General features: G+C 59.7%; 22 protein-coding genes. 11 read left to right on the plus strand and 11 right to left on the minus strand.

All coding sequences use genetic code 11. The features are described 5' to 3' along the window. Window positions 1–62 precede the first annotated feature (62 nt). Entirely contained in the window at window positions 63–1,031 is a 969-nt protein-coding gene (gene ubiA / locus J3R80_RS11730; RefSeq protein ID WP_275393973.1) for a 4-hydroxybenzoate octaprenyltransferase, read from the minus strand. Window positions 1,032–1,042: 11 nt separating this feature from the next. Between ubiA and J3R80_RS11735 the strand changes: the two genes are divergently transcribed. From J3R80_RS11735 to J3R80_RS11750, 4 genes are all read left to right on the plus strand, one after another. Then, on the plus strand, window positions 1,043–1,768 hold the full coding sequence (locus J3R80_RS11735; protein ID WP_275393974.1) for a 16S rRNA (uracil(1498)-N(3))-methyltransferase: 726 nt from the start codon (window positions 1,043–1,045) through the stop codon (window positions 1,766–1,768). Beyond that, window positions 1,738–2,631 carry a GNAT family N-acetyltransferase gene (locus J3R80_RS11740; RefSeq protein WP_275393975.1) on the plus strand — a complete coding sequence of 298 codons (894 nt, stop codon included), beginning with the start codon at window positions 1,738–1,740 and terminating at the stop codon, window positions 2,629–2,631. Before J3R80_RS11735 ends, J3R80_RS11740 begins: the two co-directional genes overlap by 31 nt. A 5-nt stretch (window positions 2,632–2,636) precedes the next feature. After that, window positions 2,637–3,140 carry a hypothetical protein gene (locus J3R80_RS11745; RefSeq protein WP_275393976.1) on the plus strand — a complete coding sequence of 168 codons (504 nt, stop codon included), beginning with the start codon at window positions 2,637–2,639 and terminating at the stop codon, window positions 3,138–3,140. A gap of 64 nt (window positions 3,141–3,204) precedes the next feature. Next, window positions 3,205–4,575, plus strand: coding sequence for a glutamate--cysteine ligase (locus tag J3R80_RS11750; RefSeq protein ID WP_275393977.1), 1,371 nt, complete (start codon window positions 3,205–3,207; stop codon window positions 4,573–4,575). A gap of 311 nt (window positions 4,576–4,886) precedes the next feature. On the opposite strand, the gene J3R80_RS11755 is transcribed toward J3R80_RS11750, so the two are convergent. Next, on the minus strand, window positions 4,887–5,129 hold the full coding sequence (locus tag J3R80_RS11755; RefSeq protein ID WP_275393978.1) for a hypothetical protein: 243 nt from the start codon (window positions 5,127–5,129) through the stop codon (window positions 4,887–4,889). Between the two features lie 82 nt (window positions 5,130–5,211). Here J3R80_RS11755 and J3R80_RS11760 point away from each other — a divergent pair, with 82 nt between their 5' ends. Together J3R80_RS11760 and J3R80_RS11765 are read left to right on the plus strand one after the other, a co-directional pair. After that, window positions 5,212–5,580, plus strand: a complete 369-nt coding sequence (locus J3R80_RS11760) for a YigZ family protein (protein WP_275393979.1) — start codon at window positions 5,212–5,214, stop codon at window positions 5,578–5,580. Then, window positions 5,577–5,930, plus strand: coding sequence for a diacylglycerol kinase (locus J3R80_RS11765; protein WP_275393980.1), 354 nt, complete (start codon window positions 5,577–5,579; stop codon window positions 5,928–5,930). Before J3R80_RS11760 ends, J3R80_RS11765 begins: the two co-directional genes overlap by 4 nt. A 4-nt stretch (window positions 5,931–5,934) precedes the next feature. On the opposite strand, the gene J3R80_RS11770 is transcribed toward J3R80_RS11765, so the two are convergent. Next, complete coding sequence (locus J3R80_RS11770; protein ID WP_275393981.1) at window positions 5,935–6,393, minus strand: hypothetical protein; 459 nt, start codon at window positions 6,391–6,393, stop codon at window positions 5,935–5,937. A 360-nt stretch (window positions 6,394–6,753) separates the two neighbouring features. Between J3R80_RS11770 and J3R80_RS11775 the strand changes: the two genes are divergently transcribed. Then, window positions 6,754–7,347: a thymidine kinase gene (locus tag J3R80_RS11775; protein WP_275393982.1), complete on the plus strand. Its 594-nt coding sequence runs from the start codon at window positions 6,754–6,756 to the stop codon at window positions 7,345–7,347. 1 nt (window position 7,348) lies between these two features. Here J3R80_RS11775 and J3R80_RS11780 read toward each other — a convergent pair whose 3' ends face one another. The 4 genes from J3R80_RS11780 to J3R80_RS11795 form a co-directional block, all read right to left on the minus strand. After that, window positions 7,349–8,299, minus strand: coding sequence for a D-glycerate dehydrogenase (locus J3R80_RS11780; protein WP_275393983.1), 951 nt, complete (start codon window positions 8,297–8,299; stop codon window positions 7,349–7,351). Beyond that, window positions 8,299–8,637 carry a tRNA-binding protein gene (locus J3R80_RS11785; RefSeq protein ID WP_275393984.1) on the minus strand — a complete coding sequence of 113 codons (339 nt, stop codon included), beginning with the start codon at window positions 8,635–8,637 and terminating at the stop codon, window positions 8,299–8,301. Before J3R80_RS11785 ends, J3R80_RS11780 begins: the two co-directional genes overlap by 1 nt. Continuing rightward, a complete protein-coding gene (proC, locus tag J3R80_RS11790) occupies window positions 8,630–9,454 on the minus strand; it encodes a pyrroline-5-carboxylate reductase (RefSeq protein WP_275393985.1) in 825 nt (274 codons plus the stop codon). Before proC ends, J3R80_RS11785 begins: the two co-directional genes overlap by 8 nt. Window positions 9,455–9,563: 109 nt before the next feature. After that, window positions 9,564–10,067: a YbjN domain-containing protein gene (locus tag J3R80_RS11795; protein WP_275393986.1), complete on the minus strand. Its 504-nt coding sequence runs from the start codon at window positions 10,065–10,067 to the stop codon at window positions 9,564–9,566. A gap of 324 nt (window positions 10,068–10,391) precedes the next feature. Here J3R80_RS11795 and J3R80_RS11800 point away from each other — a divergent pair, with 324 nt between their 5' ends. From J3R80_RS11800 to J3R80_RS11810, 3 genes are read left to right on the plus strand one after another with little or no spacing between them, the layout of a single operon-like run. Then, window positions 10,392–11,678: a lipoprotein-releasing ABC transporter permease subunit gene (locus J3R80_RS11800; RefSeq protein ID WP_275393987.1), complete on the plus strand. Its 1,287-nt coding sequence runs from the start codon at window positions 10,392–10,394 to the stop codon at window positions 11,676–11,678. Continuing rightward, complete coding sequence (locus J3R80_RS11805; RefSeq protein ID WP_275393988.1) at window positions 11,671–12,399, plus strand: ABC transporter ATP-binding protein; 729 nt, start codon at window positions 11,671–11,673, stop codon at window positions 12,397–12,399. Before J3R80_RS11800 ends, J3R80_RS11805 begins: the two co-directional genes overlap by 8 nt. 55 nt (window positions 12,400–12,454) lie before the next feature. Then, on the plus strand, window positions 12,455–12,868 hold the full coding sequence (locus J3R80_RS11810; protein ID WP_275393989.1) for a cytochrome c: 414 nt from the start codon (window positions 12,455–12,457) through the stop codon (window positions 12,866–12,868). Window positions 12,869–12,909: 41 nt separating this feature from the next. Here the strand turns inward: J3R80_RS11810 and J3R80_RS11815 are convergent, their stop codons facing one another. Beyond that, window positions 12,910–13,689, minus strand: a complete 780-nt coding sequence (locus J3R80_RS11815; protein WP_275393990.1) for a hypothetical protein — start codon at window positions 13,687–13,689, stop codon at window positions 12,910–12,912. Then, the gene (gene parE / locus J3R80_RS11820; RefSeq protein ID WP_275393991.1) at window positions 13,682–15,640 is read right to left on the minus strand and encodes a DNA topoisomerase IV subunit B; all 1,959 of its coding nucleotides are present in this window, start codon (window positions 15,638–15,640) and stop codon (window positions 13,682–13,684) included. Before parE ends, J3R80_RS11815 begins: the two co-directional genes overlap by 8 nt. 138 nt (window positions 15,641–15,778) lie before the next feature. Here parE and J3R80_RS11825 point away from each other — a divergent pair, with 138 nt between their 5' ends. Further along, on the plus strand, window positions 15,779–17,230 hold the full coding sequence (locus J3R80_RS11825) for a pyridoxal-dependent decarboxylase (RefSeq protein WP_275393992.1): 1,452 nt from the start codon (window positions 15,779–15,781) through the stop codon (window positions 17,228–17,230). An 83-nt stretch (window positions 17,231–17,313) separates the two neighbouring features. Here the strand turns inward: J3R80_RS11825 and J3R80_RS11830 are convergent, their stop codons facing one another. Next, window positions 17,314–18,171 (minus strand): DUF533 domain-containing protein, encoded by an 858-nt coding sequence (locus tag J3R80_RS11830; protein WP_275393993.1) that lies wholly within the window; start codon window positions 18,169–18,171, stop codon window positions 17,314–17,316. Window positions 18,172–18,307: 136 nt separating this feature from the next. Continuing rightward, complete coding sequence (truA, locus tag J3R80_RS11835) at window positions 18,308–19,075, minus strand: tRNA pseudouridine(38-40) synthase TruA (protein ID WP_275393994.1); 768 nt, start codon at window positions 19,073–19,075, stop codon at window positions 18,308–18,310. Window positions 19,076–19,162 lie beyond the last annotated feature (87 nt).

Genomic DNA, 19,162 nt, shown 5'->3' on the forward strand with positions numbered 1-19,162 from the left:
TGAATGGCGTCCGTTATCTTGTGAATCCTACGCTTCTTAAGGCCTGTCGCAGTTCGGCGCAATCAAAGCAATATCGCAATGGCGAGAAACAGCACAGGGATCAGCCCGGTATTGCGATTGGAGCGGAACAGCCGAAGACAGGTCTCGGGATCATCCGTTTTCAATTGTCTCAGCTGCCACATCATGTGCCAGCCCATAAACCAAACACCGCCAAGTGCGATGGCCAGCAAAAGCGCGTTCGCACCGGGCGCCAAGGCCAAAACCACTGCAAATGCCATGAATACGACGGTCAGTATCTGAAACAGCAGAAGCCATTTTCTGCTGTTTTCACCAAACAGGCGGGCCGTGGATTTGACGCCGATCAGGGCGTCGTCTTCCGTATCCTGATGGGCATAGATCGTGTCGTAAAACAGTGTCCATGCAATGCCTGCGACATAAAGCATCACCGCGGGCCAGCCAAGACTTCCGGTATGCGCCGTCCATGCCAGAAGGGCGCCCCAGTTGAATGCGATGCCGAGAAAGACCTGTGGCCACCACGTGAATCGCTTGGCGAAGGGATAGATGGCGACCGGCACCAGCGAGATGATGCCCAGCAAAATGGCAGCGCCGTTGAAGGTCAGCAGAATTCCGAAGGCGATCAGGGCTTGCAGTGCCATCCATATCGCCGCCTGCTGTGTCGTGACTTGTCCCGAGGGGATGGGGCGACTGCGCGTCCGTTCGACCTGTGCGTCGATGTCGCGATCCGTGATATCGTTCCAGGTGCACCCGGCCCCGCGCATCAACCAAGCGCCTATGGCACACCCCACCATGATCCACACATCCATCCAGCCGAAACGCCCGGTGACATTTGCCGCCAGCAATACGCCCCACCAGCAGGGCAGCAATAGAAGCCATGTACCAATGGGCCGGTCCGCGCGGCTCAGGCGCAGATACGGGCGGCTCCAGTCCGGGGCGCGATGATCGACCCAATTGCCGGTGTACGCGTCGGACACTCGTCCTTTTGGCTCTGGCATATCGGCGTTTTGGGTCATAGGTTCCCCTCATGAAACAGGCGAAAGTCAGGCTCTATGTAGATCACCCCTTGGCCGAGGGGCAAACCGTTTCGCTGGAACGTGAGCAGGCGCATTACCTTTTTGGGGTGATGCGGCTGGGCGAAGGCGATCTGGTGGCGCTGTTCAATGGCCGGGACGGAGAGTTCACGGCGCAGGTTGTGGAAGCCGGGAAGCGCAAGGGTGTTCTGGAATGTCAGGCCCAGTCGCGGCCTTTGCATATGCCCCCCGACCTGTGGCTGTGCTTTGCACCCATCAAGAAGGCGCGCACGGATTTCATTGTCGAGAAAGCTGCCGAGATGGGTGCTGCCCTGATCCAGCCGATGCAAACCGAGTTCACGAATTCAGAACGCATCCGACGCGACCGCCTGCAGGCCCACGCAGTTGAAGCAGCGGAACAATGCGGCGGCACCTATGTGCCCGAGGTCGTCGACCTGATGCGCATGGACAAACTGTTGGATGCGTGGCCCGAGGATCGCCAAATCATGTTCTGCGACGAGGCGTTGGTGGGCGCGGCCGAGACGCTTTCTGCCGCCAGCGGTCACCGCTGGGCCATCTTCATTGGCCCGGAAGGCGGGTTTTCGGATCGTGAACGTGCTCGCCTTCACGCGATGGACAATGCCCATCCCGTCAGCCTTGGCCCGCGCATTTTGCGCGCGGATACGGCGGCGGTGGCGGCAATGACGCTTTGGCAGCAGGCCTTGGGGGACTGGTCGTGATCCGCTTGGCGCAATCGGGGGACGAGGGTGCGATTGATGCGTTCCTCAAGCCACATTCCGAAAGCTCGATGTTTCTGCGATCCAATCTGGCGCAATTCGGTGTTGGGCCAAATCGCTCAGACGATCCACGCGCCACCACATTCTGGCTGATCGAAGACGGACCCATTCGCGCGGTTTTTGGGCGAAGCAATGGTGGGTTTTTGATGGGCCAATCGCCCGACAATGACCCCGCGGACTGGCAGGCCTTTCGCGATGTGTTGCACGGAGCGACGGTGGCGGGGATCACAGGGGCGACGCCTCAGATCAAGGTTGCGCTGGATGTGTTGGACCTGCGTGATGCGCCATTCTCAATGATGCGGGATGAACCGCATTACAAACTGGATTTACGGGATCTCGAACCCCCGTTGGTCGATGCGCGGCTTCGCCCGGCCCAACCTGGTGATTTCGATACACTGTTTGATTGGGTCATGGATTATGACACCAGTGTGTTGGGTTCATCGGCGACTGAAGAAACCCGTATTCGCGCCCGAACAAATGCGCACGCGCACATGAATTCGGACAATCATCGTATTCTAGAGGTTGGCGGCACTCCCGTGGCAAAAACGGCGTTTAACGCCGCATTGCCGGACATGGTACAGATCGGGGGCGTCTACACTCCGCCAGAGCACCGGTCGAAAGGCTACGCCCGCACCGCTGTTGCGCTTCACCTTTTGGAAGCTCGAAAGCGCGGCGTGAAAATCGCCATTCTGTTTGCCAGCGGTGAACCGGCATGCCGCGCTTATGAAGCCATCGGCTTTCAAAGGATCGGCACCTATACCCTGGCAATTCTCGCTGAACCGTGCGTGATAGGTTCTGACGGATGAGTTTTATGCGGCCAGAAGCAGGTGAAACACTTGCCCGGTATCGCGAAGCGATAATGGGCGGCGTGGTGATCGCGTTGGGGCTCTGGTGGGCTATTGGTTCGTTAGGGTTGATCAAGTGGATAGGGCTGACTGTCGCGACATTCGGGGTCGCCATACTGTGGTCGGGCTTGCGTCACGCGCGCATTCGGGCAGGACATGGTGGTGTTGGCGTCGTGCAGGTGGATGAACGACAAATCACCTATCTGGCCCCCGTCGGCGGTGGTTTTGTCTCGTTAGATGATGTTGGGCTGGTCGAGATTGCCGAAGATCGCGCGGGCACAGCGGTTTGGCGCTTTCGCACAGGAAACGACATTCTGTTCGTTCCGGCGCAGGCAAAAGGCGCCGAGGCATTGTTCGATGCATTGACCGCCTTACCGGGTGCCGACATCAATGGTGCGATCCGTGCGGCCAATACGCCGCCCCATGACACTGTCGTGATCTGGCAACGACCGGTCATGTCATTGCATTGACAGTCCCGGCCCGTTGGCCCACCACTGAAAGACCTTGCAAGGCGCGAACAAGCAGGAGACGCCCATGTCCATCCCTCAGTCCGGCGGCGGACCGATCACCCACCACGACCAGTTGGCCCAGTATCTGGTAGACGGTTGCAAACCGCGCGACGCGTGGAAAATCGGCACCGAACATGAGAAGTTCGGCTATTGCAAGGATACGCTTAAACCGCTGCCATATGATGGGCCGCGGTCCATCCTGGCAATGTTGGAGGGGTTGCGAGACCGCTTCAATTGGACCGAGGTGCGTGAAGCCGGAAACCTGATCGGCCTTGAACGCGAGGGGGCCAATATCAGTCTTGAACCGGGTGGGCAGTTCGAACTTTCCGGAGCGCCTTTGGACAGCATCCACCAAACCTGTGATGAGGTGAATGAACACCTTCGCGAGGTGCAGGACGTCGCCGACGGGATTGGTGCGCGCTTCATCGGTCTCGGCGCGGCACCCGAATGGACGCATGATCAGATGCCGGTGATGCCCAAGGGGCGTTACAAGCTGATGACCGACTACATGGACAAGGTCGGAACCCACGGAAAACAGATGATGTATCGGACCTGCACGGTGCAGGTGAACCTCGATTTCGCAGACGAGGCCGACATGGTGCAGAAATTCCGCGTGGCGCTGGCGTTACAACCCGTGGCCACCGCGCTGTTCGCCAATTCACCCTTCTTTGAAGGCAAACCCAACGGTCACAAATCATGGCGATCGCGCATTTGGCGCGATCTGGATCCGGCCCGCACGGGAATGCTGCCGTTCGTGTTCGAGGACGGGATGGGGTTTGAACGCTATGTGCAATATGCGCTCGATGTGCCGATGTATTTTGTCTATCGCGACGGGGAATATATCGACGCACTGGGTCAGTCCTTCCGCGACTTCATGCAAGGCAAACTTCCCGCACTGCCCGGCGAAACCCCAACGCTTTCCGATTGGGCCGACCACCTGACCACAATCTTCCCCGAAGCCCGTATCAAGCAATACATGGAGATGCGCGGTGCCGATGGTGGCCCGTGGCGCCGCCTATGTGCGTTGCCGGCCTTCTGGGTTGGATTGATGTACGATAAGGGCAGCCTTGATGCTGCATGGGATCTGGTCAAGGGACTTGATGCGGAAACGCGCGAGGGCCTGCGTGTCGCAGCCTCGGTAAACGGTCTGCAAGGCGGCGCTGGCAGTGTGACCCTGCACGACCTTGCACGTGAGGCGCTAAAAATAGCCGAGACCGGCCTGAAAGCCCGTGCCCGCGCAGGCAATGCCGGATTGGTGCCCGACGAGACCCACTTCCTGAATGCCCTTCAGGAAAGTGTCGAAGAAGGGCGTTCGCCCGCCTGTGAATTACTTGCCAAATACAATGGCGAATGGGGCGGAGATTTGAAGCACCTTTATGCAGAATACAGCTACTGACCAAGGCGACGCACCGTCTCAGCGATCTGTTGAAACGTCCCAAGGGGCGCTGCCCCTCGGCCGCCCGCTGCGCGGGCGACCTCACCCCGGGATATTTAGAACAAGAAAAAAGAGAGGGGGTCGCCCTCTCTTTCAAGCTTTCGCTTTTCCTTGTGCGGTCATCGGCGTCCCCGCCTGTACCGCAAAACCAAGCTAACGCGGATTGGTTAACAAAAGCCTACGCTTTTTCTTGTTCCAAATATCCCCGCCGGAGGCATCAGACACTTCGAGGTTTGGGGAAGGGGAAGTCAATCTCCCATGTCGACGAAGACCTACTCTTCCTTGGTCTGCGTTGAACGATAGATCCCTTCAGGCAGGTTCAGAGCCGCGGTCAGATCCCTGAGCTGAGCAAGTGACAGTGTAATTCGGTGCACCAGGTCCGTGCGAGGATCCCATTGCTCCAACGTAACGCAGTCGTCGAAAGCATTGATCGTGACATCTTCGTTCAGATGCTCTCTGCCCTCGTCCACAAGAGTGACGACAGTGGCATCAAATTCGTGCTCAATGGTAAACATAGGTCGAGTTTACGCGTTCGCGCGGCAAAGACCAGAGCCAGATTCAAGCGCGGTCGTTGGTAAAAGGGGGGTGCCGGGACATATGCAGCAATTCAGTGGATTTCTATCGGATCGAGGGTCCAAATATGCCGTATCGGGTGGCCCGGTCGCAACGCGCGCCGAGATAAAGGCGTTTCTAAAAGACCTTGCCCGCGACAAGCGGTTTGCCAAAGCCACTCACAACACGTGGGCGGCGATCCTACCCGATGATGGCCCGGTTAAGGGGGACGATGGAGAGGCCGGTGCCGGGTTGGTCATTCTCAGGATGCTCGAGCGCGAAGAATTGTTTGGGCATATTATCGTGGTCACGCGTTGGTTCGGCGGCACCAAGCTGGGCGGCGACCGATTTCGCCGCGTACAGGATTGCGTGGATCACTACATCGCCAATGCCCAACCGCAGGTGCGGCAATGATCCGGTCAGAACTGAAACGCTTTTGGAACACTTGTATCTGGTCCTTGGCTGGGTGGCGCACCGCATGGGAAACCGAAAAGTCGTTGCGCCAATGGACGATTGTCTGCCTTCTTTCCTGCGGCCTTGCGCTATGGCTTGATTTGAGCCGGGGCGAGCGCGCCCTGATGCTTGCGTTGTCCGTGCTGGTTGTGGCGTCGGAGTTGATCAATACGGCGATCGAGCGGGCCGTCGATCTTGTCACGAAAGACATTCACCCACTCGCAAGGCAGGCAAAGGATGCAGGTAGCGCCTTTGTTGCGCTGTCAGCGTTGGCCGGTGGCGTTGCATGGCTGGCGATCTTGTTGGGGTGAACCCTTAGCTGCCGCTTTCTTCTTCCAGATGCAGCTTCATGTCGATCAGCACGTGTTGAAGTGCCAGCGTTTCACGCAGCAGCCGTTTGGCTTCATTGATTGTGATGACGCCGTCTTCTATGGATTGCTGATACTCGCCCATCAACATGGCAAACCGCTGTGACAGCGCGATAACGTCGGCATTCACACCGCCCCCTTGGGTGTTCTTGCGCTCGGCATCGTAAGACATGGTGATGCCACGCAGCTCTGCCAGTGCGCCTGTGACATGAGGGTAACGCGCAGCTTCTTCCAAGGCAGCAACGGCGTCGACTGGCATGAAGCGATCCGAATGCTCGTCACTGTCGGAATAGTACCGACCCAGTGTCGCCTTGGATTTGCCTGTAAGCTCACAGGCGGCTTCAAGCCCCACATCCTTGACCAATGCCTCGGTGTGTTTTTTCAGATAGCTGCCGATACTGTCCATATTCGTAACCTCATCGCGTCCGCATTGGCTTGCGGGGAAATCCGGTATTCTTTTCCCATTATTCTCAGCGCAATGGAATGGCTTATTTAGTTCGTGGCAAGTTGGTGAGTTTATCGAGTGCTTGGCGCAAGTTGCGCCAGCGCGCGGAAAGGGCCCGTCATGTGTATTATGGCGGGGATCTGGTCGGGTGATCAGGTCAGTGTCAGCAGGACACGCGTAGTGAGTTTGAGGTCCGTTCCATCCCCAGGGTTTCGACCCGCAGACCTCGGTATTGATTTCGTCTCTGCTGCCCCCTTTTCGTCTGCGCCCATGTCGCCGGATGGTCTTGATCACAGCACCTGCGCCGCGTAATCCCTGTACATGGCAAAACTATATTTTCAGTACTCCACGATGAATGCGGGGAAATCGACCCTGCTTTTGCAAGCCAGCCATAACTATGGCGAGCGCGGGATGCAGACGTATTTGATCACCGCACAGTTGGACAAACGCGCTGGCGCAGCCCGTATTGGCAGCCGGATCGGGATCGGGTCTGATGCCGATACATTTGCCGCGGGCGAAGACCTGTTTCAGAAGATAAAGGCGCGGTTGGAGGCTGGTCCCTGTGCCTGTGTGTTCATCGACGAAGCGCAGTTCCTTGAACCCGAACAGGTGTGGCAACTGGCGCGCGTGGTGGACGATCTTGGTGTGCCGGTCATGTGCTATGGTTTGCGTGTGGATTTTCAGGGCAAACTGTTTCCCGGTTCTGCTGCTTTGTTGGCGCTGGCTGATGAAATGCGCGAGGTCCGCACGATCTGCCATTGCGGCAAGAAGGCCACGATGGTTGTGCGCCAGGACGGGGAAGGCAATGTGCTGACCGCTGGCGATCAGGTCCAGATCGGCGGGAACGAGACCTATGTTTCGCTTTGTCGGCGCCACTGGCGTGAGGCGGTCGGCGACATCGCAACCGGAGTTTAAGTCAGACCGGGCTGACCAGCGGTTTGCCTGCTGCGAAGGCTTCCAGATTGTCCATCGCCAGCATTCCCATCGCGGTGCGCACCTCAAGCGTCGCCGTGCCCAGATGGGGCAGTAAAGTCACGTTTTCCCGCGCGATCAGGGCGTCAGGCACCTTGGGTTCAAACTCGTACACATCCAGACCGGCGCCGGCGATTTGTCCTTCATCAAGTGCGGTGATCAAGGCGGCCTCGTTCACGATCTCGCCACGGGCAATATTGATCAGAATGGCGTGGGGCTGCATTGCGTTGAACGTGTCAGCGTCGATCAAGTGCCGGGTGTCCGCCCCTCCGGGGACGGCGATCACGAGTATATCACAGGTATGGGCCACGTCGTGGATGCTGTCCAACTGACGCGCTGGGAAGGGCGGGGATTTTGGCGATCGGTTGAAAAACACCACGTTCATTCCAAACCCATGTTGGCACCGCGCGGCGATTGCCTCGCCAATCCGCCCCATGCCGATAATGCCGACGGTTTTGCCGGTAACGTGCATCCCCAGCATCTGCGTCGGGTGCCAGCCGTCCCAACGACCCGCCCGCACCATACGCTCGCCTTCGCCCGCGCGACGAGCTGTCATCAGGATCAGGGTCATCGCGGTGTCGGCAGTCGCGTCCGTTACGGCGCCCGGTGTGTTGGATACAGCGATCCCATGGGCGCGGGCGGCATCCACGTCGATATGGTTATAGCCGACGCCGAAATTGGCCAGCAGCTTGGCGCGGATGTCTTTCGCGGCATTAAAAACCTCCGCCGAATAGAAATCCCCCAGCGTGGGCAACACCAGGTCATAGTCGCGCAGGCTAGCGACCATTTCGTCTTGCGACATAGATGTCGTTTCGGTGCGCAGAGTCACATCGAAACCCGCACGGGCGCGATCAATGACCGCGTCAGGCAAGGGGCGCGAGATGAAAAGTTTCATCAATACATCCTTGCACCGTTGGGCACGGATTTGTCGGGGGTCAGCAGCACGACCTCTTCATTCTCGTCGGGCACACCAAGGACCAGAACCTCGCTCATCACCGGGCCGATCTGGCGCGGGGGGAAGTTGACGACCGCGAGCACCTCTTTGCCCACCAGTGTTTCCGGGTCGTAATGCACGGTGATCTGTGCCGAGCTTTTCTTTTCGCCCAGCTCTGCCCCGAAATCGACCCACAGCTTGATGGCGGGTTTGCGGGCTTCGGGAAAGGGTTCAGCGCGGGTGATCGTGCCCTTTCGAATGTCCACTTTCAGAAAATCATCAAAACTCAGATCACCCATTGGCAAGCTCCTTGGATCGGTTGGCGGCAGCGGCAACGGCGCGGGTCAAAAGCGCCGGGAAGCCGTCGGTTTCATTCATCAACACCTCAAGTGCGGCGGCGGTTGTGCCGCCGGGGCTGGTGACGTTTTTGCGCAGTTGCGCCGGATCATCGTCGGCCTGTTCTGCCAATGCGCCCGCCCCGCCAACGGTGGCCTTGGCCAGCTGCATCGACAATTCCGGCGACAGACCTTGCGCGACACCAGCCGCCGCCAGCGTTTCGATCAGGTGAAAGACATAGGCGGGGCCGGAACCGGAAACACCCGTGACCGCGTCCATTTGGTGTTCCCCGTCCAGACGGACAACTTGCCCGACCGCCGACAGCAGTGCCTCTGCCATGTCCAGATGCGCAGCTGTCGCGTGGTCATTTCCGCAAATCGCCGTGATCCCGTGACCGATGGCGGCAGGGGTATTGGGCATCGCGCGGATAATCGGTGTTTTGTCGCCCAGCATCGCCTCGTAAGTTGTGATCGGTGTGCCCGCAGCGACGGAAAGAAACAGGGTGTCGCTGTTCCCATATGCTTTCAAGGTCGGCAAGGCGTCGGCCATCATCTGCGGCTTTACGGCAATCAGGACAATGGCCGGATCGTCCGGCAAGTCTGTGTTCAGGTTCACCCCTGTCCCGGTCAGCCAATCAGACGGGTAGGGATCATTCACCCAGACAGACCCGACAGGCAAACCCTGCGCCAGCCAACCTTCCAGCATCGCCGACCCCATCTTGCCGCACCCCAGCAGCACAAGTCCGCGTGCCTCAAGCTCTTTCACGTTCCCAGCGCTCATCATGGCTCCTCCGTTGTTGCTGCCATGGATAACGCGAGCGTCAGGCTGGGGGCCAGCAAAAAAGCCCAGCCGAAGCTGAGCTCTGTTCGTTGCCTGTCATGTGGTTGTATCAGGCCCGGCCATATGCCTCGGCAATGGCGACCTGAAGCGCGTCGTCCACACTGCGATCCGCCCAGCAAACCAATTGGAAGGCGGGATAGAAGCGTTCTGATGTGGCAACCGCGCTTGAGATCAACTGGTCGATCTGCTGCGGGCTGACGATCTGCCCGCCATTCAGCGCAAGGCCATAGCGATACACCATCAACCGCTGTTCATGCCAATAGGTGAAAGCCCCGGTCCAGCACATATCATTGGTGCGGTTCAGCGCCTCGTAAAGTTTGGGCAGGCTATGCTCGGGCGGCTCCATCTCGAACGTGCAGATCAGCCGCAGGGTTTCGTCATAGGGCGACCATGCCAATGTCAGGGAATAGGTGCGCCACTGTCCTTCAACGGCCATCGCGATCTGGTCATCGGCCACGCGGTCGAACTCCCATGCGTGGTGTTCTGCAATGGTTTCGACGATGTCGATGGGGTGAAGGTCGTCACTTTCGATGAACTGCTCGGTCGCGGACATGTTTTGTCCTTCCATTCGTTTCAGCCTTGCGGCGTGGTGTGCAGATGGTCGGCCAAGACCAAATGCGGCCACTAAGACTTGATGCCTGTACTAGGTTCGGCGTTCTGCGCGCCTTGCCCTTACTAGATATGGTGTCAGGTCGCCGAGTCCCTGTAAAGACAAACTTTCGCAAGTGAAGCAGTTGTCCACAGAAAACGTTGGTTTCTCCACAAGTTAACGGTGCAGGGTCGGAATGGCGAAACATTGCCAACATCGCGCGCCCGCTTGACGTTGCCCCCCCGAACCCCCAACTTGCCGCGAAAGACCAGAGGTCAGGAGAAACAGGTGTCCAAACACACAGCCCCGTTTTCACGGTTCGAGTGGCAGATAGCGTGGCGATACCTGCGGGCGCGGCGTGCCGATGGGGGCGTCAGCACGATGACATGGATCAGCCTGATCGGCATCACGCTGGCGGTTGCGGCCCTGATCATCACGCTGGCCGTGCGCACCGGGTTCCGCGACGAGTTTGTCGACACGATCCTTGGAGCCAATGCGCATGTCGAAGTGTTTGCCCAAAGCCATGTGAATGATGCCGGGCAGGTTGAAAACACGATCACCGATTACGACGGGTGGGCCACGCGGATCGCCCAGGTGCCCGGCGTCATGCGGGCGGCCCCCCTGATCAAGGGGCAGGTCATGGCCAATGCGGGCCAGAACAACGCGGGGGTCGAGGTGTTCGGCATCACCTATGACGACCTTCTGGCCATCCCGCGCGTGGCCAAGCCGGAAAGTTTCGTGGGCGACATCACCGCGTTCGAGGACGGCATCGCCATCGGGTCGGGCGTGGCGGCGGAACTGGGCATCGGGCTGGGCGACAAGATCAAGATCATTTCGCCCAACGGGGTGAAAACCGCCTTTGGCACCAGCCCGCGGGTGAATGCCTATGACGTGACCTATATCTTCACCGCCGGGCGCTGGGATATCGACCGCACCCGCGTCTATCTTCCGTTTGCCGAGGCGCAGAGTTTCTTCAACCGTGAAGGCACCGCCGATCAGATCGAGGTCATTGTCGAAGACCCCGAACGCGTGGACCGTTTGATCGAGGATATCCTGACCGCGACCGGGGAACCGTCGACCTATTGGACATGGCGCGACCGGTCCGGCGCGTTTCTGCGCGCACTGGATATGGAGGATAACGTGATGTTCATCATCCTGTCCGTGCTGGTGCTGATTGCCTCGATGAACATCACCTCGGGCCTGATCATGCTGGTGAAGAACAAGGGACGCGATATCGGCATCCTGCGCACGATGGGCCTGACCGAAGGGTCCATCCTGCGCGTGTTCTTCCTGTGCGGGTCGCTGACCGGGATTGTCGGCACCATCGCAGGGGTTGTCGTTGGCTGCCTGTTTGCCATTAACATCGACGCCATCTTCTCGGTGGTGGATTACTTTGCCGGGGGCGGGGTGTGGGATCCGTCGATCCGCGGCATCTATCGCCTGCCTGCGAAGCTGGAGTTCTGGGACGTGGCCTCGGCGGTTGGCCTGTCGCTGACCCTGTCCTTTCTTGTCACCCTGTTTCCGGCGCGCAAAGCGGCCCGGATGAACCCGGTCGAGGCACTGCGCTATGAGTAACCCTGTTCTGCACCTGTCGGGCATCGAAAAGACCTATAACGAAGGCACGCCCGGCGAAATCCGCGTGCTGCGTGGGGCCGACCTTCAGATCGCGCGGGGCGAGGTTGTGGCGCTGGTTGCGCCCTCGGGGTCCGGCAAATCGACGCTTCTGCATATCGCGGGGCTGCTGGACACTGCCGATGCGGGGCAGGTGGCGATCAACGGGCAGGATATGGGCGCGCTGTCGGACCGCAGACGCACCGCCGCCCGCCGGAACGAGGTGGGGTTCATCTATCAGTTCCACCACCTGCTGCCGGAGTTCACGGCGCTGGAGAACATCGTCCTGCCGCAACTGGCCAACGGGATCGGCGACAAACCGGCTCGCGACCACGCGATGGAGCTTATGGCGCGGGTGGGCGTCGATGCCCGCGCGACGCACCGGCCTGCGGAATTGTCGGGCGGCGAACAGCAACGCGTTGCGTTCTGCCGGGCGCTGGCCAACCGTCCCGCGCTTTTGCTGGCCGACGAACCCACCGGCAACCTTGACCCGGACACCGCCGACACGGTCTTTGCCGCGCTGATGGAGCTGGTGCGCGACACCGGCCTGTCGGCCCTGATCGCCACCCACAACCTTGAGCTTGCCGGGCGGATGGATCGAACGCTCAGGCTGGATGCGGGCGTGATCGTGCAAGGCGCGGGCGCAAAGGCGCAAATCGCCGCCGCCCCGCCACCTTCCGGTTGAACGCGGACCCGCGCGTGATACTCTGTTCCCGACCCCCAAACGCAAGCGAGGTTCCATGCTGCGCACCGCCCTGATCATCCCCGCCCTGACCCTGACCCTTGCCGCGTGCGAGCAGGACGGCATATTCCCCGCCAAGTCCAACCAGATCGACGTGACGGATGAAACCGGCGCACAGATCTTTGCCGAGAATTGCGCCCTGTGCCATGGGGCAGACGCCAAGGGCGGCGCGATGGCGGGGGCACCGGACCTGACCACCCTGACCGCCCGCCACGGCGGCAAATTCCCCGCGCGCTACGTCATGTCCACCATCGACGGTTATGCCCAAGGCACCCACCGCGGCCCGATGCCCGAATTCGGCGCCTATCTGGAAAGCGAAATGGAGGTCTGGGTGGACGAAAAAGGCGTGCAGACTCCAACGCCGGGGGCCTTGGTAAGGCTGGCGGAGTATTTGGAGAGTGTGCAGGGGTGAGCCGGACTAAACTTAAACCTAGTTTGTTGCAGCAATTCGGTTTATCCTTCGGTTCGACTGCTGGCGATGATGCTTGCGGCATTCTCTCCATCGTATGACGTCAAGAACCTTTCAAAGCTAAGGGCCGCTGCACAAGTCAGGGGATTGTTCGCGTCGGGTGATATGAGCACCTGAAGATAGTCAGCGTCAGTTGTTGGCAAAGCCATCCACTGTTCAGCGACCGATTGCCAGTCTTCTTCTGTCGCTGCAGGGCGCAGGATTTTCTCCTTCCTGCCTTCTGCAATAACCACAAATGTCTTAGTAGACAGATCCATCACCAGATCAAAAGGTAGTTCTTGCGCCTCTGATCTGGAGAGGCCGACACCACCAAATAGAACATATTTTGCGCAAATGGTTGGTTTAGTTTGCAACGCTTCCATCACAGCCAAACTCGCTGCTTGCAAATCATGAAGAGACTCCGTCGATGCGTGCGCAATGTGGTGAATGTTTTCGGTGCGCAAAGTCGCGGTAAATTCTTGCGAAGACTGAAAGATTAGCCGCTGTTGCTCGGCTTTGGTGATGCCTTTGTCATTCGAGATCGAAACCGTGTTCTTAATCATTGCGTCGAATTCAGAAGGGAACTCAGCCGCAATAACATTGTAAAGTTGACCGAAATCCGTCTCTAAGAGCCCTGCTCTTACCTCAACTTCAGTGATCTCTTTGTGTCGTGAAAACAGAGTGGTGCCGCTGGATGCAAATAGGTTGGCCCCAACGATCCCCACTACAATCGCAAAGAACATAAAACTGTTATTTTTAATATAGCCAAAAGTCCGACTAAACATCCAACTCCTCCACAAACTTCGCGTTCTCCTGAATATACTGGAACCGAAGCTCGGGTTTCTTGCCCATCAACTGCTCAACCAAGGCTGCGGTTTCACCCGGTTCGTCCTCGTCAATCGTGACGCGGATGAGCGTGCGCGAGGCCGGGTCCATCGTGGTTTCTTTCAGGTCTTTCGCGTCCATTTCGCCCAGCCCCTTGAAGCGGCTGACGTCGATCTTGCCTTTGCCGCCCAGCCCCTTTTCAAGCCACGCGTCACGCTCGACCTCGTCGATGCAGTAAACCCGCTTGGCCCCTTGGGTCAGGCGAAACAGCGGCGGGCAGGCCAGATACAGGTGGCCTGCGTCGATCATCGGGCGCATCTGGGTGAAGAAGAACGTCATCAGAAGTGACGCGATATGGGCACCGTCCACGTCTGCGTCGGTCATGATGATGATCTTGTCATAGCGCAGGTCATCGACGTTGAACTTGGTGCCAAGGCCCACGCCCAGTGCCTGTGTCAGGTCGCTGATTTCCGCATTGGTGCCCAGTTTCGAGGACGCCGCCCCCAGCACGTTCAGGATCTTGCCGCGCAGGGGCAAAAGCGCCTGCGTCTTGCGATCCCGCGCCATCTTGGCCGAGCCACCGGCGCTGTCGCCCTCGACAATGAACAGCTCGGTTCCTTCGCGGTTTGTCGCGGAACAATCGACCAGCTTGCCGGGCAGGCGCAGCTTCTTGGTGGCGGTCTTGCGGGCGGTTTCCTTTTCCTGCTTGCGGCGCAGACGTTCCTCGGCCCGAAGCACAAGGAAATCAAGGATCGCGCCCGCGGATTTGGTGTCTGCCGCCAGCCAGTTGTCGAAATGGTCGCGCACCGATTGCTCGACCATCTTGTTGGCACTTTCGGTCGACAGCCGGTCCTTGGTTTGCCCGACGAAAGACGGATCGGCGATGAAGCAAGACACCAGCGCGCAGCCGCCCGTCATCAGGTCGTCGCGGGTGATATTGGCGGCCTTCTTGTTGCCCACCAACTCTCCATACGCCTTGATGCCTTTCAGGATCGCGGCCCAGAAACCGGTGACATGGGTGCCGCCCTCGGGCGTTGGCACGGTGTTACAATAGGACTGGATGTAGCCGTCGCGCGATGGCGTCCAGTTGATCGCCCATTCGACATAACCGGGTTCGTTGAAGCGTTCACGAAACTCGACCTTTCCGGCGAAGGGCTGATCGGCATAGACCGACGCGCTGCCCAGCGTTTCCTTCAGGTAATCGGACAGCCCGCCGGGGAAGTGGAATGTGGCCTCTGCCGGGGTTTCGCCGTCGTCAATATGCGACTTCCAGCGAATCTCGACGCCCGAGAACAGGTAAGCCTTGGACCGCACCATGGTGAACAGTCGCTTTGGTTTGAACCGGTGATGGCCGAAAATCTCTTCATCCGCGTGAAAGGTGACTTCGGTGCCGCGCCGGTTGGGGGCAGCGCCGATCTTTTCGACCGGGCCAAGCGGGATCCCGCGTGAGAAGCGCTGTTCGAACAGCTCCTTGTTCTTGGCGACCTGAACCACCATCGAATCCGACAGGGCGTTCACCACCGACGAGCCCACGCCGTGCAACCCGCCCGAGGTCTGATAGGCCTTGCCGGAAAACTTGCCGCCCGCGTGCAGGGTGCACAGAATGACCTCCAGCGCCGATTTGTCGGGGAACTTGGGGTGTGGATCAATTGGGATGCCGCGCCCGTTGTCGCGGATGGTGACGGCGTAATCGGCGTGCAGCTCAACCTCGATCCGGTTGGCATGGCCCGCAACCGCCTCGTCCATCGAGTTATCGAGGATTTCGGCCACCATATGGTGCAGCGCGCGCTCATCGGTGCCGCCGATATACATGCCGGGCCGCTGGCGAACAGGCTCCAACCCCTCCAGCACCTCGATCGAGGATGCGTCATAGGTGTCGTGGCCCTGATCAGCCAAAAGATCGTTGCTCATAGATTTTTTGCCCTGCATGCTGCTTTGCTTTGCGATTTGGTGTAGTATGACAGAGCGACCCGACCGGGAAAAGGGCGGGTGTGCACCCTGATTGTATTAAAAGACCTTTTTTTGCTAAGAATTTTGAAGGACCGGATTGTGACGGAACAGATGAATATCAAAGGTATTGAGCCTGTCGAAATTGACCCCGATGGGCACCTTAACCCACCTGATTGGAACGTTTTTCGCGAGCAGATGCACGATTTTCTGGATCGCTGCGTTGATCGCATGTGCGCGGCCGAAAGTCATCCGTGGCAGGTGCCGCCAGATGACCTGTCTGAAACCTACGCCATCGGGCAGGGCGGCGATCTGGTCGCGCGCCTGACCGAACAGGTGATGCCTTATCACAGCGGCAACACGCACCCGCAGTTCTGGGGGTGGGTTCAGGGCAGCGGGTTGCCGTCTGACCTGATGGCGGGGCTTGCCGGGGCGGTCATGAATTCGAATGTCGGCGGGCGCCATCATGGGGCCAACGCGATGGAATGGGCGGTTATCGACTGGGCGCGCCGCAAGATGGGCATGGGTCCCGAGGCAAGCGGGGTGCTTGTCACTGGCACTTCACAGGCCACGGTTCTGTCGCTTCAGGCGGCAAAGGTGCGCGCCATTCCGAATCTGCGGGCCGAAGGGTCGCAAGCGAAGCTGACGGTTTATGCCGGAAACGGGGTTCACAATGCGACGCGCAAGGCGGTTGAGTTGTTGGGCCTTGGGCACGACGCGTTGCGGCTTGTCCGGACCGATCATGGCAAGATGGATGTGTTGGCCCTGTCGCAGCAAATCGCACAGGATCGCGCCGACGGCTTTCTGCCACTGGCAATCGTCGGAACGGCCGGGTCCGTGGATGTCGGCAGTTTCGATGACCTGAACGCCCTGGCCGATGTCGCGAAAGCGCAGGATATCTGGCTGCATGTCGACGGCGCTTTTGGCGCGTGGACGCGGCTGGCGGATGATCCCTGGCGCGGTCTGAGCGACGGGATCGAGCGGGCCGACAGCATCGCGATGGATTTCCACAAATGGATGTATGTCGGGTATGATTGCGGCCTGGCCCTGATCGCGAACGAGGCTGATCACCGCGCCGCTTTCGCCGTTCGCCCGCCCTATCTTGAGGGGTTCGAAGCTGGGCTGTCCGGGGGCGACCGCTGGTTCTGCGACTACGGTATCGACCTGTCGCGGGGCAACCGCGCGCTGAAGGTTTGGTGCGCGTTGGAAATGTTCGGGGAAGACGCATTCGCGGCCTCGATTACCCGCAACTGCGCGCAAGCCGCACTATTGGCTGATCTGGTTCAATCGCAGGGCATGGCGCTGGTTGCGCCGGTTGTGTCGAACATCTGTGTGTTTACCGCAAACCCAGATCTGTCGCTGCAAGAGCAGTCGACGCTGAACAGCCAGATTGCGATCAAACTGCAGCTCGATCAGCGGGCGGTGTTTTCGACCACCCATGTGAATGGGATGATCTGTCTGCGTGCGGCATTTACCAACCATCGAACGCGGGAGCGTCATATCCATGCGGCTGTGCAGGATGTGAAGGCGCTTGCCGAAAAGGGCGCTTTGTAAAGCCGCAGGTAACGCATCAACCACCGATAACGCAGAAATGGCACCACTTGCATGGTGCCATTTCAGTCTGAACCTGTTGGCGCTTAGCTGTACAAAGCAGGCTCGCCCATCCGCTGATGGATTGCGTTGGCGGTGCGGGGGTCAATCCCCAAGGCCTGACCCAATGCATGCAGGTATTTCGCTTCCGCCTGACTGTCGAGGTCCAACCCTACCAGCGACATCGCATAGACCTGTGCCTCCATTCCGCGTGGCACGTCGCGGACCAGCCCCTCGACGCTGACCGGGCGGCGGAAGGCGTCGTTTACTGCATCCACCTCGTCGGGCGTCATGTCACCCATGTGCTGCATCAACGCCTCTTTCTCGCGTTCGTCGATACGTCCGTCACATTTGGCGGCCTGCACGATGGCACGCAGCAGAACAGCGGCTTGATCCTCTTGCTCTTGTGTCGGGGTTGCCGAAGGGGAGCCGCCGCGTTGAAACGCATCGTTCAGCATGTCGCCCAGCGATCCGGGTGCCGGGGCTGCGGGGCCTGCCCCTTGGGCGCCGCCTGACAGGCTTTCCAGCAAGCCCCCCAGGCCGCCCTGCGCAGCACCGCCGGCCCGTGAGCCACCCAACATGCCGCCCAGCATGTCCATCAGATCGCCGCCGGGATTGGCGGGTTGCCGACCCGATTGTTGCGCCCCGCCGCCAGCCTGCAGGATATTTCCGAGCATGTCGGACAACCCGCCACCCGAGCTTTGGGCGGTCGTTGGCGCCCCGCCGGACAGGCCGCCCAGCAAATCGCCCAGACCACCACCGGGGGAATGATCGCTGCCAAATATGCTGCCGCTGCCCGGATCAGATGCGGGGCGTTGGCGCGTGCTGCCCCGACCCATGCTTGACACCCCCTTGGCGATGGCAGCGCCAAGGGCAATTTTCGCCAGCGTTCCTACAAGACTCATATCAATACCTCCCAGATGAAATCTGGGTCGAGGTTAGGCGAATATGCGCGATGGCATAAGGGGAAACACGGAATGCGTGCGTCAGAAGCCCGCCGGGATGGATCTGCCAGAGGTCCGGGGGCGCGTGACCTGCATCTCAGGCAAACGGATCTTCTGGGTAAGAGACCCCCGCCAGATACAGCCCGTCCGGGGGGCATACGGGGCCACAGGCCGCCCGGTCGCGGGCGGCAAGGGCGCGGCTGACATCATCGGGCGTCCAGGCCCCTGCGCCCACCCGTTCCAGCGTGCCGACGAAGCTGCGCACCTGATTGTGCAGGAATGATCGGGCGCGGACGTGAAAGCGGTATTCAGTTCCGTTTTGGATTGCGATCTCCTCGACCCGCAGTTCGTCCAGCGTCTTGACGGGGCTGTCGGCCTGACAGATCGACGACCGGAAAGTTGTGAAATCATGGCGTCCCAACAGGCGGTCTGCCCCGGCCTGCATGGCCTTTGCGTCCAGCTTGTGCTTGATGTGCCACGCCAGACCCCGATCGTGGGTCAGTGGCGCGCGGCGACTGATCAAACGGAACAGATACCGCCGTTCAAGCGCCGAGAAACGGGCGTGGAAATCATCGTCCACGCGGGCGCAATCAACAATCGCAACACGCAGGCCGCGCAGGTGATAATTCAGCGCCTCGGACAGGCGAAACGGTTCCCAATCCTTGACCAGATCGCAATGGGCCACCTGCGCCAGTCCGTGCACGCCTGCATCGGTGCGCCCAGCCGCTGCGATGGTGTGATCGCCGGGTTCCAGCTTGGCCAAGGCGGCCTCAATCGCGCCCTGGACCGAGGGGTGTTCTTTCTGGCGCTGCCAACCGGCGAAACCCGCGCCGTGATATTCGATTTTCAATGCGTATCTGGGCATGGCCTTCCGCATATCGCGCGACGGGGGTGCGGGCAAGTCATGACACGACGGGGAGGTCGCGGTGAAAGCTCCCCTCTGGCACAGAGC

Source organism: Aliiroseovarius sp. Z3, from assembly GCF_029105185.1.
Lineage (GTDB): Bacteria > Pseudomonadota > Alphaproteobacteria > Rhodobacterales > Rhodobacteraceae > Aliiroseovarius.

Bases quoted from the DNA above. Each gene is read 5' to 3' on its own strand.
- J3R80_RS11735 (WP_275393974.1), top strand. From the start codon at position 1,043: ATGAAACAGGCGAAAGTCAGGCTCTATGTAGATCACCCCTTGGCCGAG.
- J3R80_RS11830 (WP_275393993.1), bottom strand. From the start codon at position 18,171: ATGAGTCTTGTAGGAACGCTGGCGAAAATTGCCCTTGGCGCTGCCATC.
- J3R80_RS11785 (WP_275393984.1), bottom strand. From the start codon at position 8,637: ATGGGTGATCTGAGTTTTGATGATTTTCTGAAAGTGGACATTCGAAAG.
- ubiA (WP_275393973.1), bottom strand. From the start codon at position 1,031: ATGACCCAAAACGCCGATATGCCAGAGCCAAAAGGACGAGTGTCCGAC.
- J3R80_RS11780 (WP_275393983.1), bottom strand. From the start codon at position 8,299: ATGAAACTTTTCATCTCGCGCCCCTTGCCTGACGCGGTCATTGATCGC.
- J3R80_RS11815 (WP_275393990.1), bottom strand. From the start codon at position 13,689: ATGTTTAGTCGGACTTTTGGCTATATTAAAAATAACAGTTTTATGTTC.
- parE (WP_275393991.1), bottom strand. From the start codon at position 15,640: ATGAGCAACGATCTTTTGGCTGATCAGGGCCACGACACCTATGACGCA.
- J3R80_RS11795 (WP_275393986.1), bottom strand. From the start codon at position 10,067: ATGTCCGCGACCGAGCAGTTCATCGAAAGTGACGACCTTCACCCCATC.
- J3R80_RS11755 (WP_275393978.1), bottom strand. From the start codon at position 5,129: ATGTTTACCATTGAGCACGAATTTGATGCCACTGTCGTCACTCTTGTG.
- truA (WP_275393994.1), bottom strand. From the start codon at position 19,075: ATGCCCAGATACGCATTGAAAATCGAATATCACGGCGCGGGTTTCGCC.
- J3R80_RS11775 (WP_275393982.1), top strand. From the start codon at position 6,754: ATGGCAAAACTATATTTTCAGTACTCCACGATGAATGCGGGGAAATCG.
- J3R80_RS11810 (WP_275393989.1), top strand. From the start codon at position 12,455: ATGCTGCGCACCGCCCTGATCATCCCCGCCCTGACCCTGACCCTTGCC.
- J3R80_RS11750 (WP_275393977.1), top strand. From the start codon at position 3,205: ATGTCCATCCCTCAGTCCGGCGGCGGACCGATCACCCACCACGACCAG.
- proC (WP_275393985.1), bottom strand. From the start codon at position 9,454: ATGAGCGCTGGGAACGTGAAAGAGCTTGAGGCACGCGGACTTGTGCTG.
- J3R80_RS11760 (WP_275393979.1), top strand. From the start codon at position 5,212: ATGCAGCAATTCAGTGGATTTCTATCGGATCGAGGGTCCAAATATGCC.
- J3R80_RS11765 (WP_275393980.1), top strand. From the start codon at position 5,577: ATGATCCGGTCAGAACTGAAACGCTTTTGGAACACTTGTATCTGGTCC.
- J3R80_RS11770 (WP_275393981.1), bottom strand. From the start codon at position 6,393: ATGGACAGTATCGGCAGCTATCTGAAAAAACACACCGAGGCATTGGTC.
- J3R80_RS11745 (WP_275393976.1), top strand. From the start codon at position 2,637: ATGCGGCCAGAAGCAGGTGAAACACTTGCCCGGTATCGCGAAGCGATA.
- J3R80_RS11805 (WP_275393988.1), top strand. From the start codon at position 11,671: ATGAGTAACCCTGTTCTGCACCTGTCGGGCATCGAAAAGACCTATAAC.